This is a genomic window from Streptomyces sp. W16 (genome assembly GCF_033194735.1).
Classification (GTDB): domain Bacteria; phylum Actinomycetota; class Actinomycetes; order Streptomycetales; family Streptomycetaceae; genus Streptomyces.
In genome coordinates, this window is the sequence record NZ_JAWOAI010000152.1 from 1 (window position 1) to 19,725 (window position 19,725).

Here is a 19,725-nt window from a genome sequence, read left to right on the forward strand (position 1 = left end):
GACGCGTGGGCCGAGGCGGGCGAGTTGGGCGGCCCGGAGCAGTTCCGTCTCGCCCTCGCCGAGCTCACCGACGTAGGCCTCGGCGGGGAGGGTCCAGCCGCGGGAGACGGCGGACGGGTCGCGGCCGGCGATCCAGCCCTCGCCCGGGCCGGTCGTGACGGCGGGGCCGACCGGGCCGCCCATGACGATGACGACGTTCGGGTCGCGCCAGGTGCGGTCGGCGGCCTTGTCCGAGGTGAGGACGGTGACCTGCTCGTGCTCGGTGCCCAGTTCCTCGCAGATGACGAAGGTGCGGTGGACGCCCTCCAGCAGCAGGCCGAGTTCGGCGGGTCCTGCGCCCGGCGAGGTGAGGACGGCGACTTTTGTGTGGGCCCGGCATACGTTCACCGCGCGTCGCAGGGTGCGCCTGTGTGCGACGACCACCTGTGCGTCATCCCAGGGCATCCCGGCGCGGGCGAAGGCGGCGGCCACCGAGGAGACGGCGGGGACGACCTCCACCTCAAGGCCGAACTCGGGTGCGCGCAGGGTGCGTACGACGCCGAAGAAGCCCGGGTCCCCGTCGGCGAACACGACCGCGGTACCGCGGCGGCCGGCGATACGGCGGGCGGCGAGGGCCACGCTGCCGAGGCGGATGCGCTCGGCGCGCGCCGGTACCTCGGGCAGTTCCAGATGGTGGGGCGCGCCGGCCACCAGGGTGGCGGCGCTCAGGGCGGAGCGTGCCGCAGCTGTCAGCGGAGAGCCGTCCCAGCCGATCACCGTGACGCGGTCGGCCATCGTCGTCAGTCTCCAGGGGTAATTCGCAGGTCGTCGGGGAAGCGGCCCGTACGCGGGCACCGTGAGGGTACCTGGTGCGGCTGGGCGGTGCTTCCGTGGTCGTACCCGCCGGATTCAGTTCCAGTCGGCGAGTGACGTGAAACCGTCGACGTCGGCGAACTGTTCCGCCGTGCCCTCCAGGTCCTCGGGGAGGAGGCTCCAGACGATGATGTCGGTGCGCACCTCGGCCCATGTCCCGTCCTCGGCCCTGGTACGCACTATCCAGGCGTTGCGCAGGACACCCTCGCTGATGCAGCCGATCTTCTGGGCCACCTGCTGGGAGGCGGTGTTGTCGGCCGCGGTGCGCAGTTCGAGGCGCTCGAACTTCTGGTCGCGGAAGAGCCACTCGGCGGCGGCCAGGACCGCCTCGGAGGCGTAGCCCTCACCGCGGGCCCAGGGGGCGATGACGTAGGCGATCTCGCTGGATCGGATACGCCAGTTCGTGTTCTGCAGGTGCACGATGCCCACGAGGCGCTGGGTGAGGAACTCGGTGACCGCGAAGACGATGCCGCGGCCGTCCGTCCGTTCGGCCGGGGCGAGTTCGGTGATCCAGGTATGGGCGTCGGCGTCGGTGTAGGGCTGCGGCACCGAGGTCCAGGTGGTGACCAGCTCGTCGTTCATCATCTCGGCGAAGGCCTCGATGTCCAGGTCGTCGAAGGGCCGCAGCACCAACCGCTCCGTGCTGATGGAGATGTTGGGGAAGGTGCTAGTCATGCGCCACTCCGTAACCTTTGGAAAATGTTCAGGGCAACCTGAACTGCCCAGCATGCAGCATGAAAGCAGTGAACCGCACCACGGGGTCCACCCGCGGTGAGCGAGTGGACCCCGTGCGTGGTGATACGCCGTATACGCCCCTGTCAGCCGGAAGTGACCGGCAGGACAGAGCCCTTGTACTTCTCCGCTATGAACTTCTTCACGTCGGAGGAGACGAGCAGCTTCGCGAGCTTCTCGACGCGCGGGTCGTCCTCGTTGCCGCGTTTGACGGCCAGGAGGTTGGCGTAGGGGTTGTCCGTCGCCGACTCCAGGAGGATCGCGTCCTTGGCGGGGCTGAGGCCCGCGTCCTGGGCGTAGTTGTTGTTGATGACGGCCACGTCCACGTCGTCGAGCGAGCGCGGCAGTTGGGCGGGGTCCAGCTCCTTGAACTTCAGGTGCTTCGGGTTGGCCGTGACGTCCGCGGGGGACGCGTCCGTGCCCGCCCCCTCCTTGAGCGTGATCAGCCCCTTGGCGGCGAGGAGTTTGAGGGCGCGCCCCTCGTTGGTGGTCTCGTTCGGGACGGCGACGGTGGCTCCGTCGGCGAGCTTCGCGATGTCCTTGATCCTCTTGGAGTACACGCCCATCGGCGGCAGGTACGCCTTGACGACCGAGACCAGGTCGGTGCCCTTGGACTTGTTGAACTCGTCGAGGAAGGGCTGGTTCTGGTAGAGGTTCGCGTCCAGCGAGCCCTCCTGGAGTGCGGTGTTCGGCAGGACGTAGTCCGTGAACTCCTTGATCTCCAGCTTCAGTCCGGCCTTCTCGGCCAGGTTGTCCTTGATGTACGTCAGGACCTCGCCGGCCGGCACGGCGGTGGCGCCGACGACGAGGGTGCCGTCGTCCTTGCCACCGCCCTTGCCGGAGTCGGAGCCCGAACCGCAGGCCGTGAGGCCGAAGAAGGTCACGGCGAGTCCGGCCGCCGTGACAGCGATGCTCTTGCGCATGGTGATTCCCCCGACTCTGTTCAGAAGGACGGTCAGAAGGACGGGATGACGGAACCGGCGTACTTGTCCTCGATGAACTTCTTCACCTCGGGCGAGGTCAGCAGCTTCGCGAGCTTCTTGACGCGCGGGTCCTTCTCGTTGCCCTTCTTCACGGCGAGGAAGTTGCCGTAGGGGTTGTTCGTCGCGGACTCCAGGACGAGGGCGTCCTTGGCGGGCTTCAGGCCCGAGGAGATGGCGTAGTTGCCGTTGATGACGGCCGCGTCGACGTCGTCCAGGGAGCGCGGGGTCTGGGCCGCCTCCAGCTCCTTGAACTTGAGGTTCTTCGGGTTCTTGGTGATGTCCGCGGGGGTCGCCTCGTTGCCCACACCGGACTTGAGGGTGATCAGCCCGTTCGCCGCGAGCAGCTTCAGGGCGCGGGCCTCGTTGACGCTGTCGTTCGGGACGGCGATCGTCGCACCGCTCTTCAGGGCGTCGGCGCTCTTCACCTTGTGGGAGTAGAGGCCGAGCGGCTCCAGGTGGACCGTGACGACGGGCACGATGTGGGTGCCGTTCTTCTTGTTGAAGTCGTCGAGGTACGGCTGGTTCTGGAAGTAGTTGGCGCCCACCGAGCCGTCTTCGGTCGCCGTGTTCGGCGTGACGTAGTCGGTGAACTCCTTGACCTCCAGGTCGAGTCCGGCCTTCTTCGCCAGGTGGTCCTTGACGTAGTCGAGGATCTCGGCGTGCGGGGTGGGGCTCGCGGCGACGACCAGCGGTCCGCTGTAGTCGGAGGAGGCCGAGGAGGAACCCTTGTCCGAGCCGCAGGCGGAGAGCGCGAAGGTGAGCGCTCCGGCGGCGAGGACGGCGGTGGTGAGCTTTGCGGTGTTACGCACGAAAAGTGCCTTTCCTGAAGGGTGTTGCGTGGTACGACCCCGCGTTGGGTGGTGCGGGGAGCCTTGGGGGGAGGTGCCGGCGTACTTACGCAGGCTTGCCGGGACGGGCCTACGCGGCCTTCAGCAGCCGTAGCCTCGGCGCGGGTCCCGACCGTCCGCCGCGCCGGTGCACGGAGCGGGCCGCGTAGTCGCCGGCGAACTGGATGAGGGAGATGACGACCGCGAGGATCGCCACGGTGATCCACATCAGCTGGGTCTCGAAGCGCTGGTAGCCGTAGCGGATGGCGATGTCGCCGAGGCCGCCCGCGCCGACCGTGCCCGCCATCGCCGAGTAGCCGATGAGCGCGACGATCGTGGTGGTGGTGCTGGAGATCAGCGAGGGCAGGGACTCCGGTACGAGGACCTTGCGCACGATCGTCCAGGTGTTGCCGCCCATCGACTGCACGGCCTCGACGAGCCCGCCGTCCACTTCGCGGACAGCCGTCTCAACAAGCCGCGCGAAGAAGGGAATTGCGCCGATCGCGAGCGGCACGATGGCGGCCTCGCGGCCGATGGTCGTGCCGGTGATGGTCCGCGTGAAGTTCATCAGCGCGACCATGAGGATGATGAACGGCAGCGAGCGGGCGACGTTCACGATCTGCCCGATGACCTTGTTGGCGGCGACGTTCTGGAGCAGTCCGCCCCGGTCGGTCAGGACCAGCAGGATGCCGAGCGGAAGTCCGCCGACGACGGCGATGACCGTGGACCAGCCGACCATGTAGAGCGTGTCCCAACACGCCTGGGACAGCAGGGGCTGCATCTCGGACCAGGTCACTTGGCACCTTCCTTCAGCAGTACGGGCTCCTGGCCCAACACGTCGATCTGCAGGCCCTGTTCGCGCAGGAAGCCGATCGGCACGACGTTGTCCTCGTAGCGGCCGGGCAGTTCGATGCGCATGCGGCCGACCTGGAGTCCGCCGACGGTGTCGATGGCGGCGCCGAGGATCGAGATGTCGATGTTGTAGGTGCGCGAGAGCTGGGAGACGACGGGCTGGGTGGCAGCCTCGCCGTGGAAGGTGACGTCGACGACGGTCCGGTCCGCGCCGCCCGCCTCACCGCTGACCGGGAAGAGCGCGGAGGCCAGTTCGGAGCCGGGGGTGGCGAGCAGTTCGCTGACGGTCCCGGACTCGACGATGCGGCCGTTCTGCATGAGTGCGGCGGAGTCGCAGACCGACTTCACGACGTCCATCTCGTGGGTGATGAGCAGGACGGTCAGGCCCAGTTGCCGGTTCAGGTCGCGCAGCAGCTGGAGGATCGAGCGGGTGGTCTCCGGGTCGAGGGCGCTGGTGGCCTCGTCGGAGAGCAGCACCTTGGGGTCGCCGGCCAGCGCGCGGGCGATGCCGACGCGCTGCTTCTGCCCGCCGGAGAGCTGCGCCGGGTAGGCGTTCGCCTTGTCGCCGAGCCCGACGAGGTCGAGGAGTTCGAGGGCCTTGGCGGATCGTTCCTTCCCCGACTTCCCGAGGATTTCGAGCGGCAGCTCGACGTTGTCCCGCACGGTCCGCGAGGACAGCAGGTTGAAGTGCTGGAAGACCATGCCGATACGGCTGCGCGCCTGCCGGAGTTCGCGTCCGGCGCGCGGTCCGCGCCCGGCGAGGGCGGTGAGGTCCTGCCCGTCGACGGTGACCGTGCCGGCGGTGGGCTTCTCCAGCAGGTTGACGCAGCGGATGAGCGAGGACTTGCCGGCGCCGGACTGGCCGATGACGCCGTACACCTCGCCTTCGCGGACGTGGAGATCGACGCCGTCGAGGGCGGTGACCTCACGGCCGCGTGAGCGGTAGACCTTGGTCAGGCCCGATGTGGTGATCACTGGGGTTCCATGACTGTCGAGTACAAGGGCGTGAGTGTGCCCTGGTACGAGGGGGGAAATGTGCGTGGGGCGGCGGAGTCACACGGCGTTCAGCGCATGGACATGCCACGGCGGCTCGCTTCGGGGCGCGAGGCTGGGGCACGTAGCCCGGGGGTGGTGCGGGGGCCCTCTAGAAGGCGCACATTCGACACATACAACGAGCACCGGGCGTCAGGGTCGCCTCGGTCGCAAGGGTGCGGCTGCTCGTCGTGGTCATGGAATCAGTAAAGCAGACGTACGGTCCTGACAAAGTGCCGCTGTCCGCATGCCGGACAGCGGCGGACGGCTGTCAGCGGCGCGCGGAGATCTCCACTCCCCCGTCGCTGACCAGCGCGGACAAGGCTGACAGGTCATTCACAACAAGGTCGGCGTCGAGCTCGTGGGCCTGGTGGGTTGTGGCCAATGCCACGGTGATCATTCCGGCCGCGCGGCCCGCCTGGAGTCCCGCCGGGGCGTCCTCGAAGACGACACAGCGGGCCGGGTCGACGCCCAGTTGGCGGGCGGCGAGGAGGTAGGGCTCGGGGTCGGGCTTGCCGCGCGTGACGTCCTCGGCGACCACGAGGGTCTTGGGGAGGATGCCGGCGTGCGCGAGCCGGGCCTCGGCGAGCCGGCGGGTGGCGGAGGTGACGACGGCCCAGCGGTCGGCGGGCAGCGAGTCGAGGAAGTCCCTGGTGCCGGGCAGCGGAACGGCACCTCCATTGGGCACGTCCTCGACCTCCAGCGCCTCGATCCGCGCGACCGCCGCCGGGACGACGTCGGCGGGCAGCAGGTCGGCGGCTATCGCCACGGCGGTCCGCCCGTGCAGTTCGACCCGGGCGAAGTCCTCGGCGGTGATCCCGAACTCCGCCGCCCACCGGGTCCAGCACCTGCGGACGGATTCGAGGGAGGAGACGAGTGTGCCGTCGTTGTCGAAGAGGAGGGCTTCAGCATGGATCTTCATGTTCCCGACCCTACGGTCACCGGGTCTTTTGGCCCGTAATAGGGTCGCGGCATGCTTGATGCCCTGACGCTGGCGATCGGTCTCGCCGCGCTGCTGCTCGCCGCCTGGACCGGGTGGGCGGCCTACCGCGACCAGTCGACGAAGGACTGGCACTTCATCGGAATGGCCGTGGTCACCCTGCTGGCCACGGTCCAACTGGTGGTCGGCATCGTGCAGTTGGCGCGCGGCGAGAAGGCGGAGCAGGGCACGGCGATCTTCGTGGCGTATCTGCTGGGCGCGTTCGCGGCGGTCCCGGCGGCGGGTTTCATGTCACTGGCGGAGCGCACCCGCTGGGGCACGGCGACGGTCGCGGCCGGCGCCGTCGTCCTCGCCGTGCTCGAAGTCCGGCTCTACGACATCTGGGGAAACTGAGATGACCACCGTGGAAGAGAAGCCGAAGCGGCTCATCAGCGGGCCCGGCATGCTGCTCGTCTGGTTCTACGGCGTGATGGTCGTCGGCGCGGTGTCCCGCTCCGTCTACCAGATCGCCACCGAGTTCGACCGGGCCCCGCTCGCCTACTCGCTGTCGGCCGTCGCGGGTGTGGTGTACGGCTTCATCACGTACTCCCTGATCCGCGGCGGCGAGAGAGCCCGCAGGGCGGCACAGGCCTGCTGCGCCGCCGAACTCGCGGGTGTCCTGATCGTCGGTACGTTGACCGTGATCGACAGCTCGGCCTTCCCGGACGCGACGGTCTGGTCGTACTACGGCGCGGGGTACATCTTCATCCCCGTGCTGCTGCCGCTGTCCGCGCTCTACTGGCTCCGGAAGAACCGCACGGCCGACACCACCGACACGGTCACGCCGTAGCGACGTACGCCTCTACCGGCTTCTCCAGGACGATCATCGGTACGCCGTCGTCGCCCTGGGAGGTGCCTACGGTCTCGTAGCCGACGCGGCGGTACAGACGGAGGTTGCCCTCGCTGCGGTGGCCGGTGTGGAGGCGGAACTTCTTGGCGCCGCGTTCCTCGGCGAGGGCCGATTCGGCCGCGCGGAGGAGGCGGGCGCCGATGCCGTGGCCCTGGAGGCGCGGGTGGACGCAGAGTTTCCCGATGGCCGCGGCGCCGTCCTCGGTCACCGTGCCGCGGACCGAGCCGACCACCTCCTCGCCCAACCGGGCCACGAAGACGCAGTCGGAGCCGAGCTCGGCCCGGACCGAGTCGAGGCTCTGGACGAGCGGGTCGATGCGGTAGTTGCCGTACAGCGCCGCCTCGCTCTGGAAGCACAGGTACTGCAGCCTGAAGATCTGCTCTGCGTCCTGCTCGGTCGCCACCGAGATGGTCACGCTCATGCCCATGTGCGCACGCCTCCCGCTCACCTGATCGCCATGTGGTTCCTCACTCCTATCCCCGTGCTTCGCGGGCCGCAACCTCCGGCGTCAGCAATCGCCGCAGACATCCCAGACATCTGGAACGTTCCGGGCCGAGACTGCCCTGTGAGATACCCAACTCCCCCGCGATCTCGCGGTAGGTGAGGTCCTTGGGAGACAGCAGGGCCTCCATCAGACGCGGGCAACGACCCGGCAGCCGGCGCACCGCGTCGTGCAGTGCACGGTGCCGTGCCGCCGTGAGGGCGGTCTGCTCGGGGCTGTGATCGCTCTCGTCGACGGGATCATCGTCGTACGACTGTTCGAGGCGGGCCGTACGCCGGGTGCGCTGCGCCTCCGAGCGGACCGCGCGGCGGAGCCAGCGCTGGGGGTCGACCGGTGGGCCGGAGGCGTCGAGGCGTTCCAGGAGGCGGAGCCAGACGGCCTGTTCGAGGTCGGCCGGTTCGGTTCCGGAGGCATATGCCTCGGCGGAGGCCTCGGCCGCGAGCAGTGGGCGCAGGGTGGCGACGAGCGGGTGTGTCATATGCGGCACGACGTGGCCGCCCCGGCGGAAGGTTGCCGGGGCGGCCGTCTGTCACTCCAACGGGGCGCGGGGCTCAGCCGTTGACGAAGTCCGCGCGGGCCAGCAGACCGGTGTCGGCGTTGTCGGTGAAGACACCGTCGATGCCCGTGGCGAAGTAGCGCTTGAAGGCGCCGAACGCGTCACCGTAGGCGTCCACGGCCGTGCCCTTGCGGTACTCCAGCGGCAGGAAGGGGTTCTCGTTGCGCATGGTGTAGGGGTGCAGGATCAGGCCGACCTTGTGCGCGTCGGCGACCAGGGTGGTCTCCTTGTTCAGGCTGCCGTCGGCGTTCTTCGTGATGATCAGGTCGAGGGTCGGGCCCAGACCCTGCGCGTACGTCGCGATCTCGGCGAGGCCCTTGGGCTTGACCAGGTCGTCGACCGTGCGCGGGTCGCCCAGGTCGATGAAGTCGAAGGGCCGGGTGCCCGTGCCGGACAGCAGCACCACCAGGTTGTTGCGGACGAGCTTGCTGATCTTCTGGATGCTGGTCGGCTCGAAGGACTGGATGAGGACCGGCGAGTTCCGCTTGTCCTTGCCGTGCTTGCGCAGGGCCGTCGAGAGCAGCTTCTCCATCTCGAATCCGCGCTTGCGGAAGTAGGTGGGGTGCTTCATCTCGGGGTAGATCCAGACCTGCTTGCCGCGCTTACGGGTCTGCTCGTCCTGCCACTTGAGGACCTCTTCGAAGGTCGGGATCTCCCAGCGGCCGTTGTAGAGCATGTTGTGCGGGCGGTTGGCCGGGATGCGCTCGATCGCGCGCAGGGTCTTCAGCTCGGCGAGCGTGAAGTCCTCGGTGAACCAGCCGGTCGTGGAGACGCCGTCGAGCAGCTTGGTGGTCTTGCGGCTGGCGAACTCGGGGTGGTCGGCGACGTTCGTGGTACCGCCGATCTCCGGCTCGTGCCGGCAGACCAGGTGACCGTCCTTCGTGGGGACGAGGTCACCGGCCTCGACGATGTCGGCGCCCAGGTCGAGGGCCAGGTTGTACGAGCCGAAGGTGTGCTCCGGGCGGTAGCCGCTGGTGCCCCGGTGCCCGACGATGGTCGGCTTGGGCAGGTCCTTGAGACCACCGCCGTGGCGGGCCGTCCCGGCCTCGGCGGCTCTCGCCGTGCCCGCCGGTCCCAGTGCGGCCACTCCCGCACCGAGCACGGCCGCGCCGAGGAGCGCCCGTCGTCCCGTGCCATTGGCTCGCTCGTTCGGCCCCTGCGTTCCCTGCGTGTCCATGAAACCTCCTGGCGTCGCCCCGTCGGTGCGCGCCGATCGTAGGTGCGCGTACATGACGAACGGGAGACCTCGGCCGGAACACGACGGTGACGCTGGATGTCGTACGGAAGGACAGGTTTGACACGCCATCAGCAAGGTAGGCGAGATGCATCACAACATGGCGGCCCGGTTACGGGACGGCTCCGGAGCGACACCGCAGGTAAACGTGCGTCAACACTGCGTAAGACCTCGGTGAACCCGATGTGCAATACGCACGGCACCGCGAGTATCGTCCTCACCTGCACAGTTTTATATCGACCCCTTGACACCGGAGGGCCCGTTGTCCCGCTTCGTGCTCATCAAGGCAGTGCTCGGACCGATCATGCGCCTGATGTTCCGCACACGGGTGGAGGGCGCGGAGCACATCCCCGACGACGGTCCGGTGATCCTGGCCGGCAACCACCTCACGTTCATCGACTCGATGATCCTTCCGCTGGTCTGCGACCGACAGGTGTTCTTCATCGGCAAGGACGAGTACGTCACCGGCAAGGGGTTCAAGGGCCGCCTCATGGCCTGGTTCTTCACCGGCGTCGGCATGATCCCGGTGGACCGGGACGGGGCGAACGGCGGGGTCGCCGCGCTGATGACCGGGCGCCGTGTCCTGGAGGAGGGCAAGGTCTTCGGGATCTATCCCGAGGGGACCCGGTCGCCCGACGGCCGTCTGTACCGGGGGCGGACCGGGATTGCTCGGCTCACGATGATGACCGGGGCGCCTGTTGTTCCGTTCGCGATGATCGGGACGGACAAGTTGCAGCCGGGGGGTGCGGGTTTCCCCCGGCCGGGGAAGGTCACTGTTCGGTTCGGTGAGGCGATGGAGTTCTCTCGGTACGAGGGGATGGACCGGGATCGGTATGTGCTGCGGGCTGTGACCGACTCTGTGATGACTGAGGTCATGCGGTTGTCGGGGCAGGAGTACGTGGATATGTACGCGACGAAGGCGAAGGCCGCGTAAGGGTTCGTTGTCGAGTGCGGGTGCGTGGGGGCTGGTCGCGCAGTTCCCCGCGCCCCTAAAAACATCGCCCTTACCCTGCGTCTTCCAGTTTCTGACTCTTCAGCATGAACCATGCCGCCACCGCCGTTGCCAGCAGGACCGTTGCGCCCACGGCCGACGCCACGCTGAGGCCGTCGACGAAGGCCTCCCTCGCCGACGTCAGCATTTCCTGGGCCGTTTGGGTCGGCATGCTGCCTGCCGCTTCCACCGCGCCGCCCAGCGACTCGTGCGCCCCGCTCGGTGTGCCCGCCGGGGATGCAAAGCCCCTGTAGACGCCCGTCACGATCGAGCCGAGTACGGCGATGCCCAGGGCCGCGCCCAGTTCGTACGCCGTTTCCGAGACCGCTGAGGCCGCGCCTGCCTGTTCCTTCGGTACGGAGGAGAGGATGACGTCGGCTGTCACCGTGAAGGAGAAGCCGGCGCCGATGCCGACCACCAGGAGCGCGGCGCCGAGGATCGGGTAGCCGGTCGACTGGTTCAGGGTTGTCAGGACGGCGAGGGCCAGGCCGACCGCTGCCAGGCCTCCGGCGACCACCGCGCGAACCGAGAAACGGCGAGCGGCCCGGCCGGCGATGAGGCCGGCCGCCACCGCACCGACAGCGGCGGGTATTTCGGCCAGGCCAGCCTCGAACGGGCCCCTGCCCTGGACCAGTTGCAGGTACTGGGAGAGGAAGAACACCAGCCCGGACAGACCGAGGATGGTCAGCAGGTCGGCCAGGACGGCCGCGCTGAAGCCCCGGTTGCGGAACAGGCGCATGTCCAACAGCGGTGCGGGAAGTGTGAGTTGACGGCGGACGAACCAGTACAGGGCCGCCGCGCCCAGCGCGCCCACCGCGAGCGAGGGCAACTCGAAGCCGTGGGTCGCGGCCTCCTTGACCGCGTAGACGACGCCGATCACACCTATCAGGGAGAGCGCGACGCTGATCGTGTCCCAGGGGCCGGGGTCGGGGTTCTTCGACTCGGGGAGGGTCTTGATGCCGACCAGGACGAGGACCGCCATCACGGGCAGGTTGATGAGGAAGACCGAGCCCCACCAGAAGTGTTCGAGGAGGAAGCCGCCGGCGACCGGGCCGACTGCCGTACCGGCGGAGGCGGTTGCGCCCCAGATGCCGACGGCGAGGCTGCGTTCGCGCGGGTCGTGGAAGAGGTTGCGGATCAGGGCGAGGGTGGCGGGCATCAGGGTCGCGCCCGCGACACCGAGGAGCGCCCGGGCCAGGATCATCAACTCCGGTGTCGTGGCATAGGCGTTGAGGATCGAGATCGCGCCGAAGGCGGTGGCGCCGATGAGCAGGATGCGCTTGCGGCCTATTCGGTCGCCGAGGCTGCCCATCGACACGAGCAGGCCCGCGATGACGAAGGAGTAGACGTCGCCGATCCAGAGGAGTTGGGTGCCGGACGGCTTCAAGTCCTCGCTGATGTAAGGGGTTGCGAGGCCCAGGACGGTCGCGTCCACGGCCACCAGCAGCACGGCCAGCACGAGGACGGAGAGCGCGAGCCAACGGCCCGGGCGCTTCTCCGTCTCCGACGCGAGGACCGGCTGCAGGGTGCTGGTCATGATTCCTCTCTCCGTGTTTCGTCTCTGCGTAGTGCGCCGCCGAGCAACAGCTCGACGGTCATGTGCGTGAAGTCCTTGGGGGCGCCCTTGCCGCTCTGCACCAGCCACACGCCGGAGGCCAGCAGGCCGAACAGTGCCTCGGTGAGCCAGGCGGGCGTGAGATCGATGCGGAACTCGCCGCTCTGCTGGCCGCGCCGGAACAGGGCGGTGATGCGGTCGTCGATCCTGGCCCAGCCGACGTGCTGCTCCTCGCCCTCGAACAGCTGGTTCTCCGTGTAGAGGAAGGCGAGCAGGCCGGCGGCGGGTTCGGCCTCGCGAACGAGTCGCCGTACGGCGTCTTCGGCACGACCGTCGTCCAGCCGCGCCGCGTCCAGGGCGGTCTCGCACTCGGCGATACCGAGCGCCTCCAACGCTCGTACGAGCGCGTCGCGCCCCGCGAACTGGCGGTGCAGCGTGGCGCGGCTGATCCCGGCCGCCTTGGCGACCTCGTCCATCGTCGCGGTGGACTTGCGGGTCAGCAGGGCGGCGGCAGCGCGGAGTACGTGGTCGCGGTCGAGAGCCATGAGACAACCATAACCCACATGAGACATTCATGTCTCATCACGGGCATGGCTGCCTCATGGGCGGTCGATCGTCGGGATCTCTCAGTGCCAGGGCAGCTGCCCGCGCTTCTCCCAGTACGTGTGCGGGTCCTCGGCGAGTGCGGCGAGGCGGGCGAGCTGGTCGTCGTCCAGGTCCACGACCGCCGCGTGCAGATTGGAGGCGAGCTGGCCGACGGTCGCGGCACCGGACAGAGCCACCCCTGCCCACGGCTCGTGCAGGATCAGGGCCAGGGCGATCGCGTCTGCGCCCAAGGACGTCTCCGCCGCTACGGCCTTCAGGGCGTCCGGCGCGTACGGCTCCGCCAGCCGGCCGTTGGCCATGCCCTCCTTGACGATCACCGTGAGTCCGGCGTCGTGGGCCTCGGCGAGGGCGGGGCCCGCCGAGGTCTCCAGGGCGTTGTACGTCGACTGGACGGTACGGAAGAGGGGCTCGCCGTCGACCGTCACGGCGAGCGCGGCGCGGATGGCGTCCGCCTGGGCGGGGCCGCTCGTCGAGAAGCCGATGGTCACGCCCGTTGCCGCCAACTCGGCCAGTTTCGCGTGGAGTTCCTTGTCGGTGAGCGCCGGGCTGTCCGGCGTCACCGAGTGGATCTGGTAGAGGTCCAGGCGGTCGCCGAGCAGTTCGGCGGTTTCGCCGCGCTGGCGGTCGTAGGTCTGGACGCTGTGGTCCTTGACCTCGTGCTTCTCGGCGTCGGTGGTCCAGTCGGCGGTGTAGGTGTAGCCCCATTTGCTGCCGATGACTACGTCGTCGATGCCGGGGCGTGTGCTGAGCCAGGCCGCGAGGAACTCCTCCGAGCGGCCGTAGGAGCGGGCCGCGTCGAAGTAGCGGACGCCCTGTGCGTAGGCGGCGTCGAGGAGTTCGTGGGTGCGGGTGCGGAGGGTTTCTACGGTGCGGGTCTCTCCGAGGTCTTCGTCCCGGCCGAGGTTGATGTAGCCGGGGCGGCCTACTGCGGCGAGGCCGAGTCCGAGGTGGCTGGTGGGGGTTGTTGCTGTGGCCAGTCGGGCGAAGGGCATCGCGGGCTCCGTTTACGTCGGCTCCGGTACGGCTTCCGACCAACGTAACCCGCGATGACCTTCGCTTCAGAGCTCGGGTGCGTGCGGTTGTCTGGCGAGTGCGGGTGCGTTGTGGCTGGTCGCGCAGTTCCCCGCGCCCCTAAAGACCCTCCCCTACCGCTTGCTTTTGGCAGTGGCCCACTCGTGCTGTACCGCCAAGTCCCGCTTCACCTCTGCCAGTTGGATCGCCACCGCGCTCGGGGCCGTGCCGCCTCGGCCGTTGCGGGAGGCCAGGGCGCCGGGGACGTTGAGGACCGTCCGGACCTCGGGGGTCAGGTGGGCGGAGATCTTCGCGAACTGTTCGTCGGTGAGGCCGTCGAGTTCGATGCCCTCGGACTCGGCGACCTTGACGCACTCGCCGGCGACCTCGTGGGCGACGCGGAACGGGACGCCCTGCTTGACCAGCCACTCGGCGATGTCGGTGGCGAGGGAGAAGCCGGCCGGGGCCAGTTCCTCCATGCGCTCGCGGTGGATCGTCAGGGTGGCCATCATGCCGGTGAACGCCGGGAGCAGGACCTCCAGTTGGTCGATGGAGTCGAAGACCGGCTCCTTGTCCTCCTGGAGGTCTCGGTTGTAGGCGAGGGGGAGCGCCTTGAGCGTCGCCATCAGGCCCGTCAGGTTGCCGATCAGGCGGCCGGACTTGCCGCGCGCCAGCTCCGCGATGTCCGGGTTTTTCTTCTGCGGCATGATCGACGAGCCCGTGGAGAACGCGTCGTGCAGGGTCACGAAGGAGAACTCCTTCGTGTTCCAGATGATGATCTCCTCGGCGATCCGGGAGAGGTTCACGCCGATCATCGCGGTGATGAAGGCGAACTCCGCGACGAAGTCACGCGAGGCCGTACCGTCGATCGAGTTCGCGACGGAGCCGTGCTCGAAGCCGAGGTCCTTCGCCACCGACTCCGGGTCCAGGCCGAGGGAGGAACCCGCGAGGGCGCCCGAGCCGTACGGGGAGACGGCCGTCCGCTCGTCCCACTGGCGCAGGCGTTCCGCGTCCCGGGACAGGGACTGGACGTGTGCGAGGACGTGGTGGGCGAACAGCACCGGCTGGGCGTGCTGGAGGTGGGTGCGGCCGGGCATCGCCACGTCCGGGTGGGCCTCCGCGAGGCCGACCAGCGCGTCCTGAAGGTCGGCGATCAGGCCGCCGATCGAACGAGCGTGGTCGCGCAGACACATGCGGAAGAGGGTGGCCACCTGGTCGTTGCGGGAGCGGCCGGCCCGCAGCTTGCCGCCGAGGTCGGGGCCGAGGATGGTCAGCAGGCCGCGCTCCAGGGCCGTATGGACGTCCTCGTCGGCGATCGTGCCCACGAAGGAGCCGTCGGCGACGTCCGCTTCGAGCTGGTCGAGGCCCGCGAGCATCCGGGTCAGCTCATCGTCGTCGAGGAGGTTCGCCTTGTGCAGCACGCGCGCGTGGGCGCGGGAACCGGCGATGTCGTAGGGCGCGAGCCGCCAGTCGAAGTGGACGGACGCGGACAGCTTCGCCAGGGCCTCGGCGGGACCGTCGGCGAAACGACCGCCCCAGAGCCGTACGTCACCGCTGTTGCTGCTCACTTGCGCTGCTCCTCAAAGGCCGTGGACGGGGTTCGTCGTTCTGTGGTGTCCCTGCATTGTCTCGCATGCATGATTATGCAGAGCTCTGCATGATTCGTCAATTTTAGGGACCCTTGAACACCAGCAACCGCTTTCTCGTACCTCTCGCCGAACGCAGGCGCCGCGCTTCCCCCCACGAGTCACCTTCAGTTCACCCCTGACCCGAGTGAGGCATTCGCATGTCCAGGGCTCTCCCCAAGTACAACAAGCGTCGCGTCGTGTTCATCGGCGGTGCCGCCGCCGTGGTGTTGTCCGGCGCGATCATCGCCGGATCCGCTCTTGCCGGGACACCGGACAAGAGCAGCACCGCGCAGAGCGCCCGTACGCTGGCCGACCCCGGGACGATCACCTGCCCGGACGTGAAGTCGCAGCTGCCGGCCGTGCCGGCTTCCGCGCAGGCCGAGGTCGACCGGAACCTCACGCTTCTCGACACGCAGATCGCCGAGGCCAACAAGCGACTCGTCGACACCGTCGGACAGGGCGGCGCCAACTTCGTCCAGAACGCCATCCTCGGCCCGCTGGCGGACAAGCGCGTCTCCACCATCGACCGGATCGCCATCGCCATCGGGCGCCAGGGCACCAAGCCGACCGGACTGGACTCCCTGGCCACCTGCACGCTCAACTCGGCCGGTACTACGGGTTCGACCGGTGCGACGGACACCGCGACCGCCACCCCGAGCGCGACGGCCGCCGCCACTCAGGCGGCCGGGGGGACGGACGACACCGCCGCCGGGTCGAGTGCGGTCGGCACGATCTCGTGCCCCGACGTGAAGTCGCAGCTCCCGGCTGTCCCGGCGTCGGCGCAGGCCGAGGTCGACCGCAACCTCGCCCTCCTCGACACACAGATCGCCGAGGCCAACAAGCGACTCGTCGACACCGTCGGACAGGGCGGCGCCAACTTCGTCCAGAACGCCATCCTCGGCCCGCTGGCGGACAAGCGCGCCTCGACGATCGACCGGATCGCGATCGCCATCGGGCGTCAGGGCACCAAGCCGACCGGGCTTGACTCGCTGGCCGCCTGCACGCTCACCAAGTGACGTGACAGGCAGCCGTGGCCGCCCCGATGAACGCCGGCCGGGGCGGCCACGGTGATGTCCGGAGCGGGGTGCGTTGCCTGTTCGGCCCATCTGAGGTGCCGTCAGCACGCGTTCCCTCTACCGTCTGACCCATGCGTCCCGGTGTCCTCGCTGTCGCGTCCGTGTCCCTCCTTCTGCTGCTCGGTGCGGGTGCTGTGTCCGCGCGTGCCGTGGAACCTCCGTCGCCCTCGTCGCTCGCGGATACCGGGGGTGGCGGTCAGCTGATCCTCGCTACGGCGGCGCGGGCGAACTCCACGGCGGGGACGCTGAGTTGGTGGGAGCGGCGGCGGAGTGGGGCGTGGGTGAAGGTCGGGTCGACCGCGGCCCGGTTCGGGGCGAAGGGGCTCGTCGAGGGGCGGGCTCGTAAGCAGGGGTCCTACACAACTCCCACCGGGTTGTACGACCTGCCGTACGCCTTCGGGATCAAGGGCGCGCCGGGCGGGACTCATGTCAAGTACCGGCGGGTGCGCGGGAGTTCGTGGTGGTGCGAGGACACTCGGTCGCGGGTCTACAACCGGTGGAGTGAGCCGCTGGCTCGCGACTGTCGGGCGTCCGAGTCGGAGCGGTTGATCTCGTATGCGACGCAGTACGCGTACGGGGTTGTCATTGGGTACAACTACGCCAAGCCTGTGAAGGGGCGTGGGGCCGGGATCTTTTTGCATGTCAACGGGCGTGGGGCTACCGCCGGTTGTGTGTCTGTGCCGGTGGGTGCGATGCGGAGGATCTTGCGGTGGGTTGATCCTGGGCGGGCGCCGCATATTGCGATTGGGACGGTGGGTGGGGTTACGGCTGTCACCCGGTACTGAATCGCTTTAGCGCCGTTCCGTATCGGTTGTTCGGCGAGTACGGGCCGTTCGTGGCTGGTCGCGCAGTTCCCCGCGCCCCTTAGGTGGATCCACTTGACGGAAGTTTCACCGTGAACGTCGTTGAGCCTGGGCGGCTCTCCAGTTCCACGCTTCCCCCATGCGCCTCCGCCACCGCCACCACGATCGACAGGCCCAGGCCCGCTCCCCCGCCCGTTCCCGCTCCCCCGCCCTCCGCCCGTCGGCGGTCCGCCCGGGTGAAGCGTTCGAAGACTCCCGGCTGGACCTCCGCCGGAACGCCCGGGCCGTCGTCGTGGACCACCAGGTGGGTGGACTCGTCCTTCGTCTCCACGGCTACCGTCACCTTCGTGCCAACGGGCGTGTGCAAACGCGCGTTGGCCAACAGGTTGGCCAACACCTGTTGGAGGCGATGGGCGTCGCCGGTGACCGTGACGGGTTCCTCGGGGAGTTGCAGGGCCCAGCGGTGGCCGGGACCGGCGGCGCGCGCGTCGGCGACGGCGTCGAGGACCAGGCGGGTCAGGTCGACGGGGCGGCGTTCGAGGGGGCGGCCCGCGTCGAGGCGGGCGAGGAGGAGCATCTCGTCGACCATCACACCCATGCGCGCCGACTCGGCCGCGATGCGTTCCAGCGCCCGGGTCACCTTGGGTGGGACGGGGTCCGGGTGGAGGAGGGCCAGTTCGGCGTGGCCCCGGATCGACGCCACCGGCGTACGCAGCTCGTGGCTCGCGTCGGCCGCGAAGCTGCGCAGTCGTTCCTCGCTGGCGTGCCGGTGGGTGAGCGCGTCCTCGACATGGCCGAGCATGCGGTTGAAGGCTCCGGCGACCTTGCCCACCTCACTGCGCGGGTCGGACTCGGGGGCCCTGGGCGGCAGTGTCACCTCGCCGCTGGCCAGCGGGAGTTCACTGACCCGGGTGGCGGTGGCGGCGACCCGGCTGAGCGGTCGCAGCGACCAGCGCACCCAGAGCGCGCCCGCGAACCCGGTGATCAGGAGGGCGGCGCCGAAGACGATCGCGGCGACCGTCTCCAGCCGGTGGACGGCGGCCTCCACCGACTCCAGCGGGAGTCCGGTGATCATCACATCGCTGTCCCGGCCCTTGGCGGCGAGGACGCGGTACTTGCCGAGGGACGAGAGGTAGATGGTGCGGGCCGTGCCGCCGACCGGCACCGTGGCGAGTTCCCTCCGGTCCCGCTCGGTCAGCGCCACCTTCAGGTCGGTCGTGGTGTCGTCCTTGTCCGCGGGCACGACCCCCGAGTTGGTGACGATGCCGTCGACCAGGCGGGCGCCGAAGGTGTGCGGTGCCTGCCGGCGGGTGTCGCCGCGTTCCCGGTCGTCGGCGTCGTGATCGGTCAGCGTCTGGCCCTTGTGCTCCAGGCTGGCCGGGAACTGCGTCCCGACCTCGGTCAGCTGCTGGTCGAGCCGGCCCGTGAGAAAGCCGTCCAGTTCGACCACCGCGGCCACCCCGACGGCCGCGCAGCTGACCGCGAGCAGCACCACCAGGCCCGCCGTCAGCCGGGCCCGCAGGGTGTGCGGCCGGGGCAGTCGCCGCAGCCACCGCCCGACAGCCCTCGGCCCCCTGCCCATCAGGCGACCGGCTTGAGCACGTACCCGGCCCCGCGCACGGTGTGGATCATGGGCGCCCGGCCGGCGTCCACCTTCTTGCGCAGATACGAGATGTACAGCTCGACGACATGGGCCTGGCCGCCGAAGTCGTAGGACCAGACGCGGTCGAGGATCTGGGCCTTGCTGAGGACGCGGCGCGGGTTGCGCATCAGGAAGCGGAGCAGTTCGAACTCGGTGGGTGAGAGTTCGACGATCCGGCCGGCCCGGCTGACCTCGCGGGCCTCCTCGTCCATGACCAGGTCCCCGACGGTGATCCGGGGGCCTTCCTCCTGCTGGCGGGCCATGCCGGCGCGGCGCAGCAGTCCGCGCAGCCGGGCGACGACCTCCTCCAGGCTGAAGGGTTTCGTGACGTAGTCGTCGCCGCCCGCGGTGATGCCGGCGATACGGTCCTCGACCGTGTCCCGGGCGGTGAGGAAGAGCACGCAGACATCGGGCTTCACGTCGTGCAGGGAGCGCAGTACGGCGAAGCCGTCGGTGTCCGGGAGCATCACGTCGAGGACGACGGCGTCGGGCCGTAGCTCGCGCGCGCCGACGAGCGCGGAGGCGCCGTCGCCGGCCGTGCGGACCTCCCAGCCCTCGTAGCGCAGGGCGCCGGAGAGTACCTCGGCCAGGTCGGGGTCGTCGTCGACGACGAGGACGCGCACCGGGGTGCCGTCGGGGCGGGTGAGGGCCGGTCGGCCGGAGCGGGTCGTGTTCATGGCACTTACCAGCATCACCCCTCACGGCGTCCCCGGCCGCCGTGAGCCCCTCTGAGTTTCCTCTGAGAACTCTGAGAACTGCGCCCGCTCAGAGATCCCTCAGAGGTTCGGCCCGCACAGTTGTGTGCAGGACAGGTGAAAGGACGCACACATGACCACCGTGTACGAGCAGCGGAAGGCGCCGCCCGTGCCGCTAGTTCCCCGGCGCTCACCGGCGGGCCCGGTGCTCGCCCTGCTGTGGGCCGGCGCGGCGGCCTCCGTCGCCCTCTGGTGGGCGGACACCGGCTCGGTGGTCGGGGCGGCGGGCTGGCTGACCGGGGTCGGGCGGATCGCCGGG

General features: G+C 69.2%; 21 protein-coding genes and 1 pseudogene. 6 read left to right on the forward strand and 16 right to left on the reverse strand.

Annotation, left to right across the window (positions count from 1 at the left end; genetic code table 11):
- The 7 genes from cbiE to R6V09_RS21290 all read right to left on the reverse strand — a co-directional run.
- Window positions 1-774: precorrin-6y C5,15-methyltransferase (decarboxylating) subunit CbiE (gene cbiE / locus R6V09_RS21260; protein ID WP_317883009.1), on the reverse strand; the 774-nt coding region annotated here is incomplete at its 3' end.
- A gap of 114 nt (window positions 775-888) precedes the next feature.
- Window positions 889-1,527 (reverse strand): GNAT family N-acetyltransferase, encoded by a 639-nt coding sequence (locus R6V09_RS21265; RefSeq protein WP_317883010.1) that lies wholly within the window; start codon window positions 1,525-1,527, stop codon window positions 889-891.
- A gap of 143 nt (window positions 1,528-1,670) precedes the next feature.
- Window positions 1,671-2,507, reverse strand: a complete 837-nt coding sequence (locus R6V09_RS21270; RefSeq protein ID WP_317883011.1) for a MetQ/NlpA family ABC transporter substrate-binding protein — start codon at window positions 2,505-2,507, stop codon at window positions 1,671-1,673.
- 32 nt (window positions 2,508-2,539) lie between these two features.
- On the reverse strand, window positions 2,540-3,376 hold the full coding sequence (locus tag R6V09_RS21275) for a MetQ/NlpA family ABC transporter substrate-binding protein (protein ID WP_317883012.1): 837 nt from the start codon (window positions 3,374-3,376) through the stop codon (window positions 2,540-2,542).
- A gap of 109 nt (window positions 3,377-3,485) precedes the next feature.
- Complete coding sequence (locus R6V09_RS21280; RefSeq protein WP_262058620.1) at window positions 3,486-4,190, reverse strand: methionine ABC transporter permease; 705 nt, start codon at window positions 4,188-4,190, stop codon at window positions 3,486-3,488.
- Entirely contained in the window at window positions 4,187-5,221 is a 1,035-nt protein-coding gene (locus R6V09_RS21285; protein ID WP_317883013.1) for a methionine ABC transporter ATP-binding protein, read from the reverse strand. Before R6V09_RS21285 ends, R6V09_RS21280 begins: the two co-directional genes overlap by 4 nt.
- 328 nt (window positions 5,222-5,549) lie before the next feature.
- A complete protein-coding gene (locus R6V09_RS21290) occupies window positions 5,550-6,200 on the reverse strand; it encodes an HAD family hydrolase (protein WP_317883014.1) in 651 nt (216 codons plus the stop codon).
- A 51-nt stretch (window positions 6,201-6,251) separates the two neighbouring features.
- Between R6V09_RS21290 and R6V09_RS21295 the strand changes: the two genes are divergently transcribed.
- Window positions 6,252-6,611, forward strand: coding sequence for a hypothetical protein (locus R6V09_RS21295; RefSeq protein WP_317883015.1), 360 nt, complete (start codon window positions 6,252-6,254; stop codon window positions 6,609-6,611).
- Between the two features lies 1 nt (window position 6,612).
- Window positions 6,613-7,047: a hypothetical protein gene (locus R6V09_RS21300; protein ID WP_317883016.1), complete on the forward strand. Its 435-nt coding sequence runs from the start codon at window positions 6,613-6,615 to the stop codon at window positions 7,045-7,047.
- Here the strand turns inward: R6V09_RS21300 and R6V09_RS21305 are convergent.
- From R6V09_RS21305 to R6V09_RS21315, 3 genes are all read right to left on the reverse strand, one after another.
- Window positions 7,037-7,534, reverse strand: a complete 498-nt coding sequence (locus R6V09_RS21305; protein ID WP_019066311.1) for a GNAT family N-acetyltransferase — start codon at window positions 7,532-7,534, stop codon at window positions 7,037-7,039. The genes R6V09_RS21300 and R6V09_RS21305 overlap by 11 nt on opposite strands.
- A 46-nt stretch (window positions 7,535-7,580) precedes the next feature.
- Window positions 7,581-8,087, reverse strand: a complete 507-nt coding sequence (locus R6V09_RS21310; RefSeq protein ID WP_317883017.1) for a sigma-70 family RNA polymerase sigma factor — start codon at window positions 8,085-8,087, stop codon at window positions 7,581-7,583.
- A gap of 73 nt (window positions 8,088-8,160) precedes the next feature.
- A complete protein-coding gene (locus R6V09_RS21315; RefSeq protein WP_317883018.1) occupies window positions 8,161-9,342 on the reverse strand; it encodes a glycerophosphodiester phosphodiesterase in 1,182 nt (393 codons plus the stop codon).
- 301 nt (window positions 9,343-9,643) lie between these two features.
- On the opposite strand from R6V09_RS21315, the gene R6V09_RS21320 reads away from it, so the two are divergent.
- On the forward strand, window positions 9,644-10,333 hold the full coding sequence (locus R6V09_RS21320; RefSeq protein ID WP_442810100.1) for a lysophospholipid acyltransferase family protein: 690 nt from the start codon (window positions 9,644-9,646) through the stop codon (window positions 10,331-10,333).
- A gap of 70 nt (window positions 10,334-10,403) precedes the next feature.
- Here the strand turns inward: R6V09_RS21320 and R6V09_RS21325 are convergent, their stop codons facing one another.
- The 4 genes from R6V09_RS21325 to argH form a co-directional block, all read right to left on the reverse strand.
- On the reverse strand, window positions 10,404-11,927 hold the full coding sequence (locus R6V09_RS21325) for an MFS transporter (protein WP_317883020.1): 1,524 nt from the start codon (window positions 11,925-11,927) through the stop codon (window positions 10,404-10,406).
- Window positions 11,924-12,490: a TetR/AcrR family transcriptional regulator gene (locus R6V09_RS21330; RefSeq protein ID WP_317883021.1), complete on the reverse strand. Its 567-nt coding sequence runs from the start codon at window positions 12,488-12,490 to the stop codon at window positions 11,924-11,926. The genes R6V09_RS21325 and R6V09_RS21330 overlap by 4 nt, the downstream gene beginning before the upstream one ends.
- Window positions 12,491-12,571: 81 nt before the next feature.
- Complete coding sequence (locus R6V09_RS21335; RefSeq protein ID WP_317883022.1) at window positions 12,572-13,543, reverse strand: aldo/keto reductase; 972 nt, start codon at window positions 13,541-13,543, stop codon at window positions 12,572-12,574.
- A gap of 153 nt (window positions 13,544-13,696) precedes the next feature.
- Window positions 13,697-15,130 (reverse strand): argininosuccinate lyase, encoded by a 1,434-nt coding sequence (argH, locus tag R6V09_RS21340; RefSeq protein ID WP_317883023.1) that lies wholly within the window; start codon window positions 15,128-15,130, stop codon window positions 13,697-13,699.
- Between the two features lie 218 nt (window positions 15,131-15,348).
- Here argH and R6V09_RS21345 point away from each other — a divergent pair, with 218 nt between their 5' ends.
- Together R6V09_RS21345 and R6V09_RS21350 are read left to right on the forward strand one after the other, a co-directional pair.
- Window positions 15,349-16,206, forward strand: coding sequence for a hypothetical protein (locus R6V09_RS21345; protein WP_317883024.1), 858 nt, complete (start codon window positions 15,349-15,351; stop codon window positions 16,204-16,206).
- 131 nt (window positions 16,207-16,337) lie between these two features.
- Window positions 16,338-17,051: a L,D-transpeptidase family protein gene (locus R6V09_RS21350; RefSeq protein ID WP_317883025.1), complete on the forward strand. Its 714-nt coding sequence runs from the start codon at window positions 16,338-16,340 to the stop codon at window positions 17,049-17,051.
- A 79-nt stretch (window positions 17,052-17,130) separates the two neighbouring features.
- Here the strand turns inward: R6V09_RS21350 and R6V09_RS21355 are convergent, their stop codons facing one another.
- Together R6V09_RS21355 and R6V09_RS21360 are read right to left on the reverse strand one after the other, a co-directional pair.
- Window positions 17,131-18,651, reverse strand: coding sequence for a sensor histidine kinase (locus R6V09_RS21355; protein WP_317883026.1), 1,521 nt, complete (start codon window positions 18,649-18,651; stop codon window positions 17,131-17,133).
- A complete protein-coding gene (locus R6V09_RS21360; RefSeq protein ID WP_317883027.1) occupies window positions 18,651-19,388 on the reverse strand; it encodes a response regulator transcription factor in 738 nt (245 codons plus the stop codon). The genes R6V09_RS21355 and R6V09_RS21360 overlap by 1 nt, the downstream gene beginning before the upstream one ends.
- A 151-nt stretch (window positions 19,389-19,539) precedes the next feature.
- Between R6V09_RS21360 and R6V09_RS21365 the strand changes: the two are divergent.
- Window positions 19,540-19,725: pseudogene (locus R6V09_RS21365) on the forward strand (ferric reductase); the annotation flags it as partial.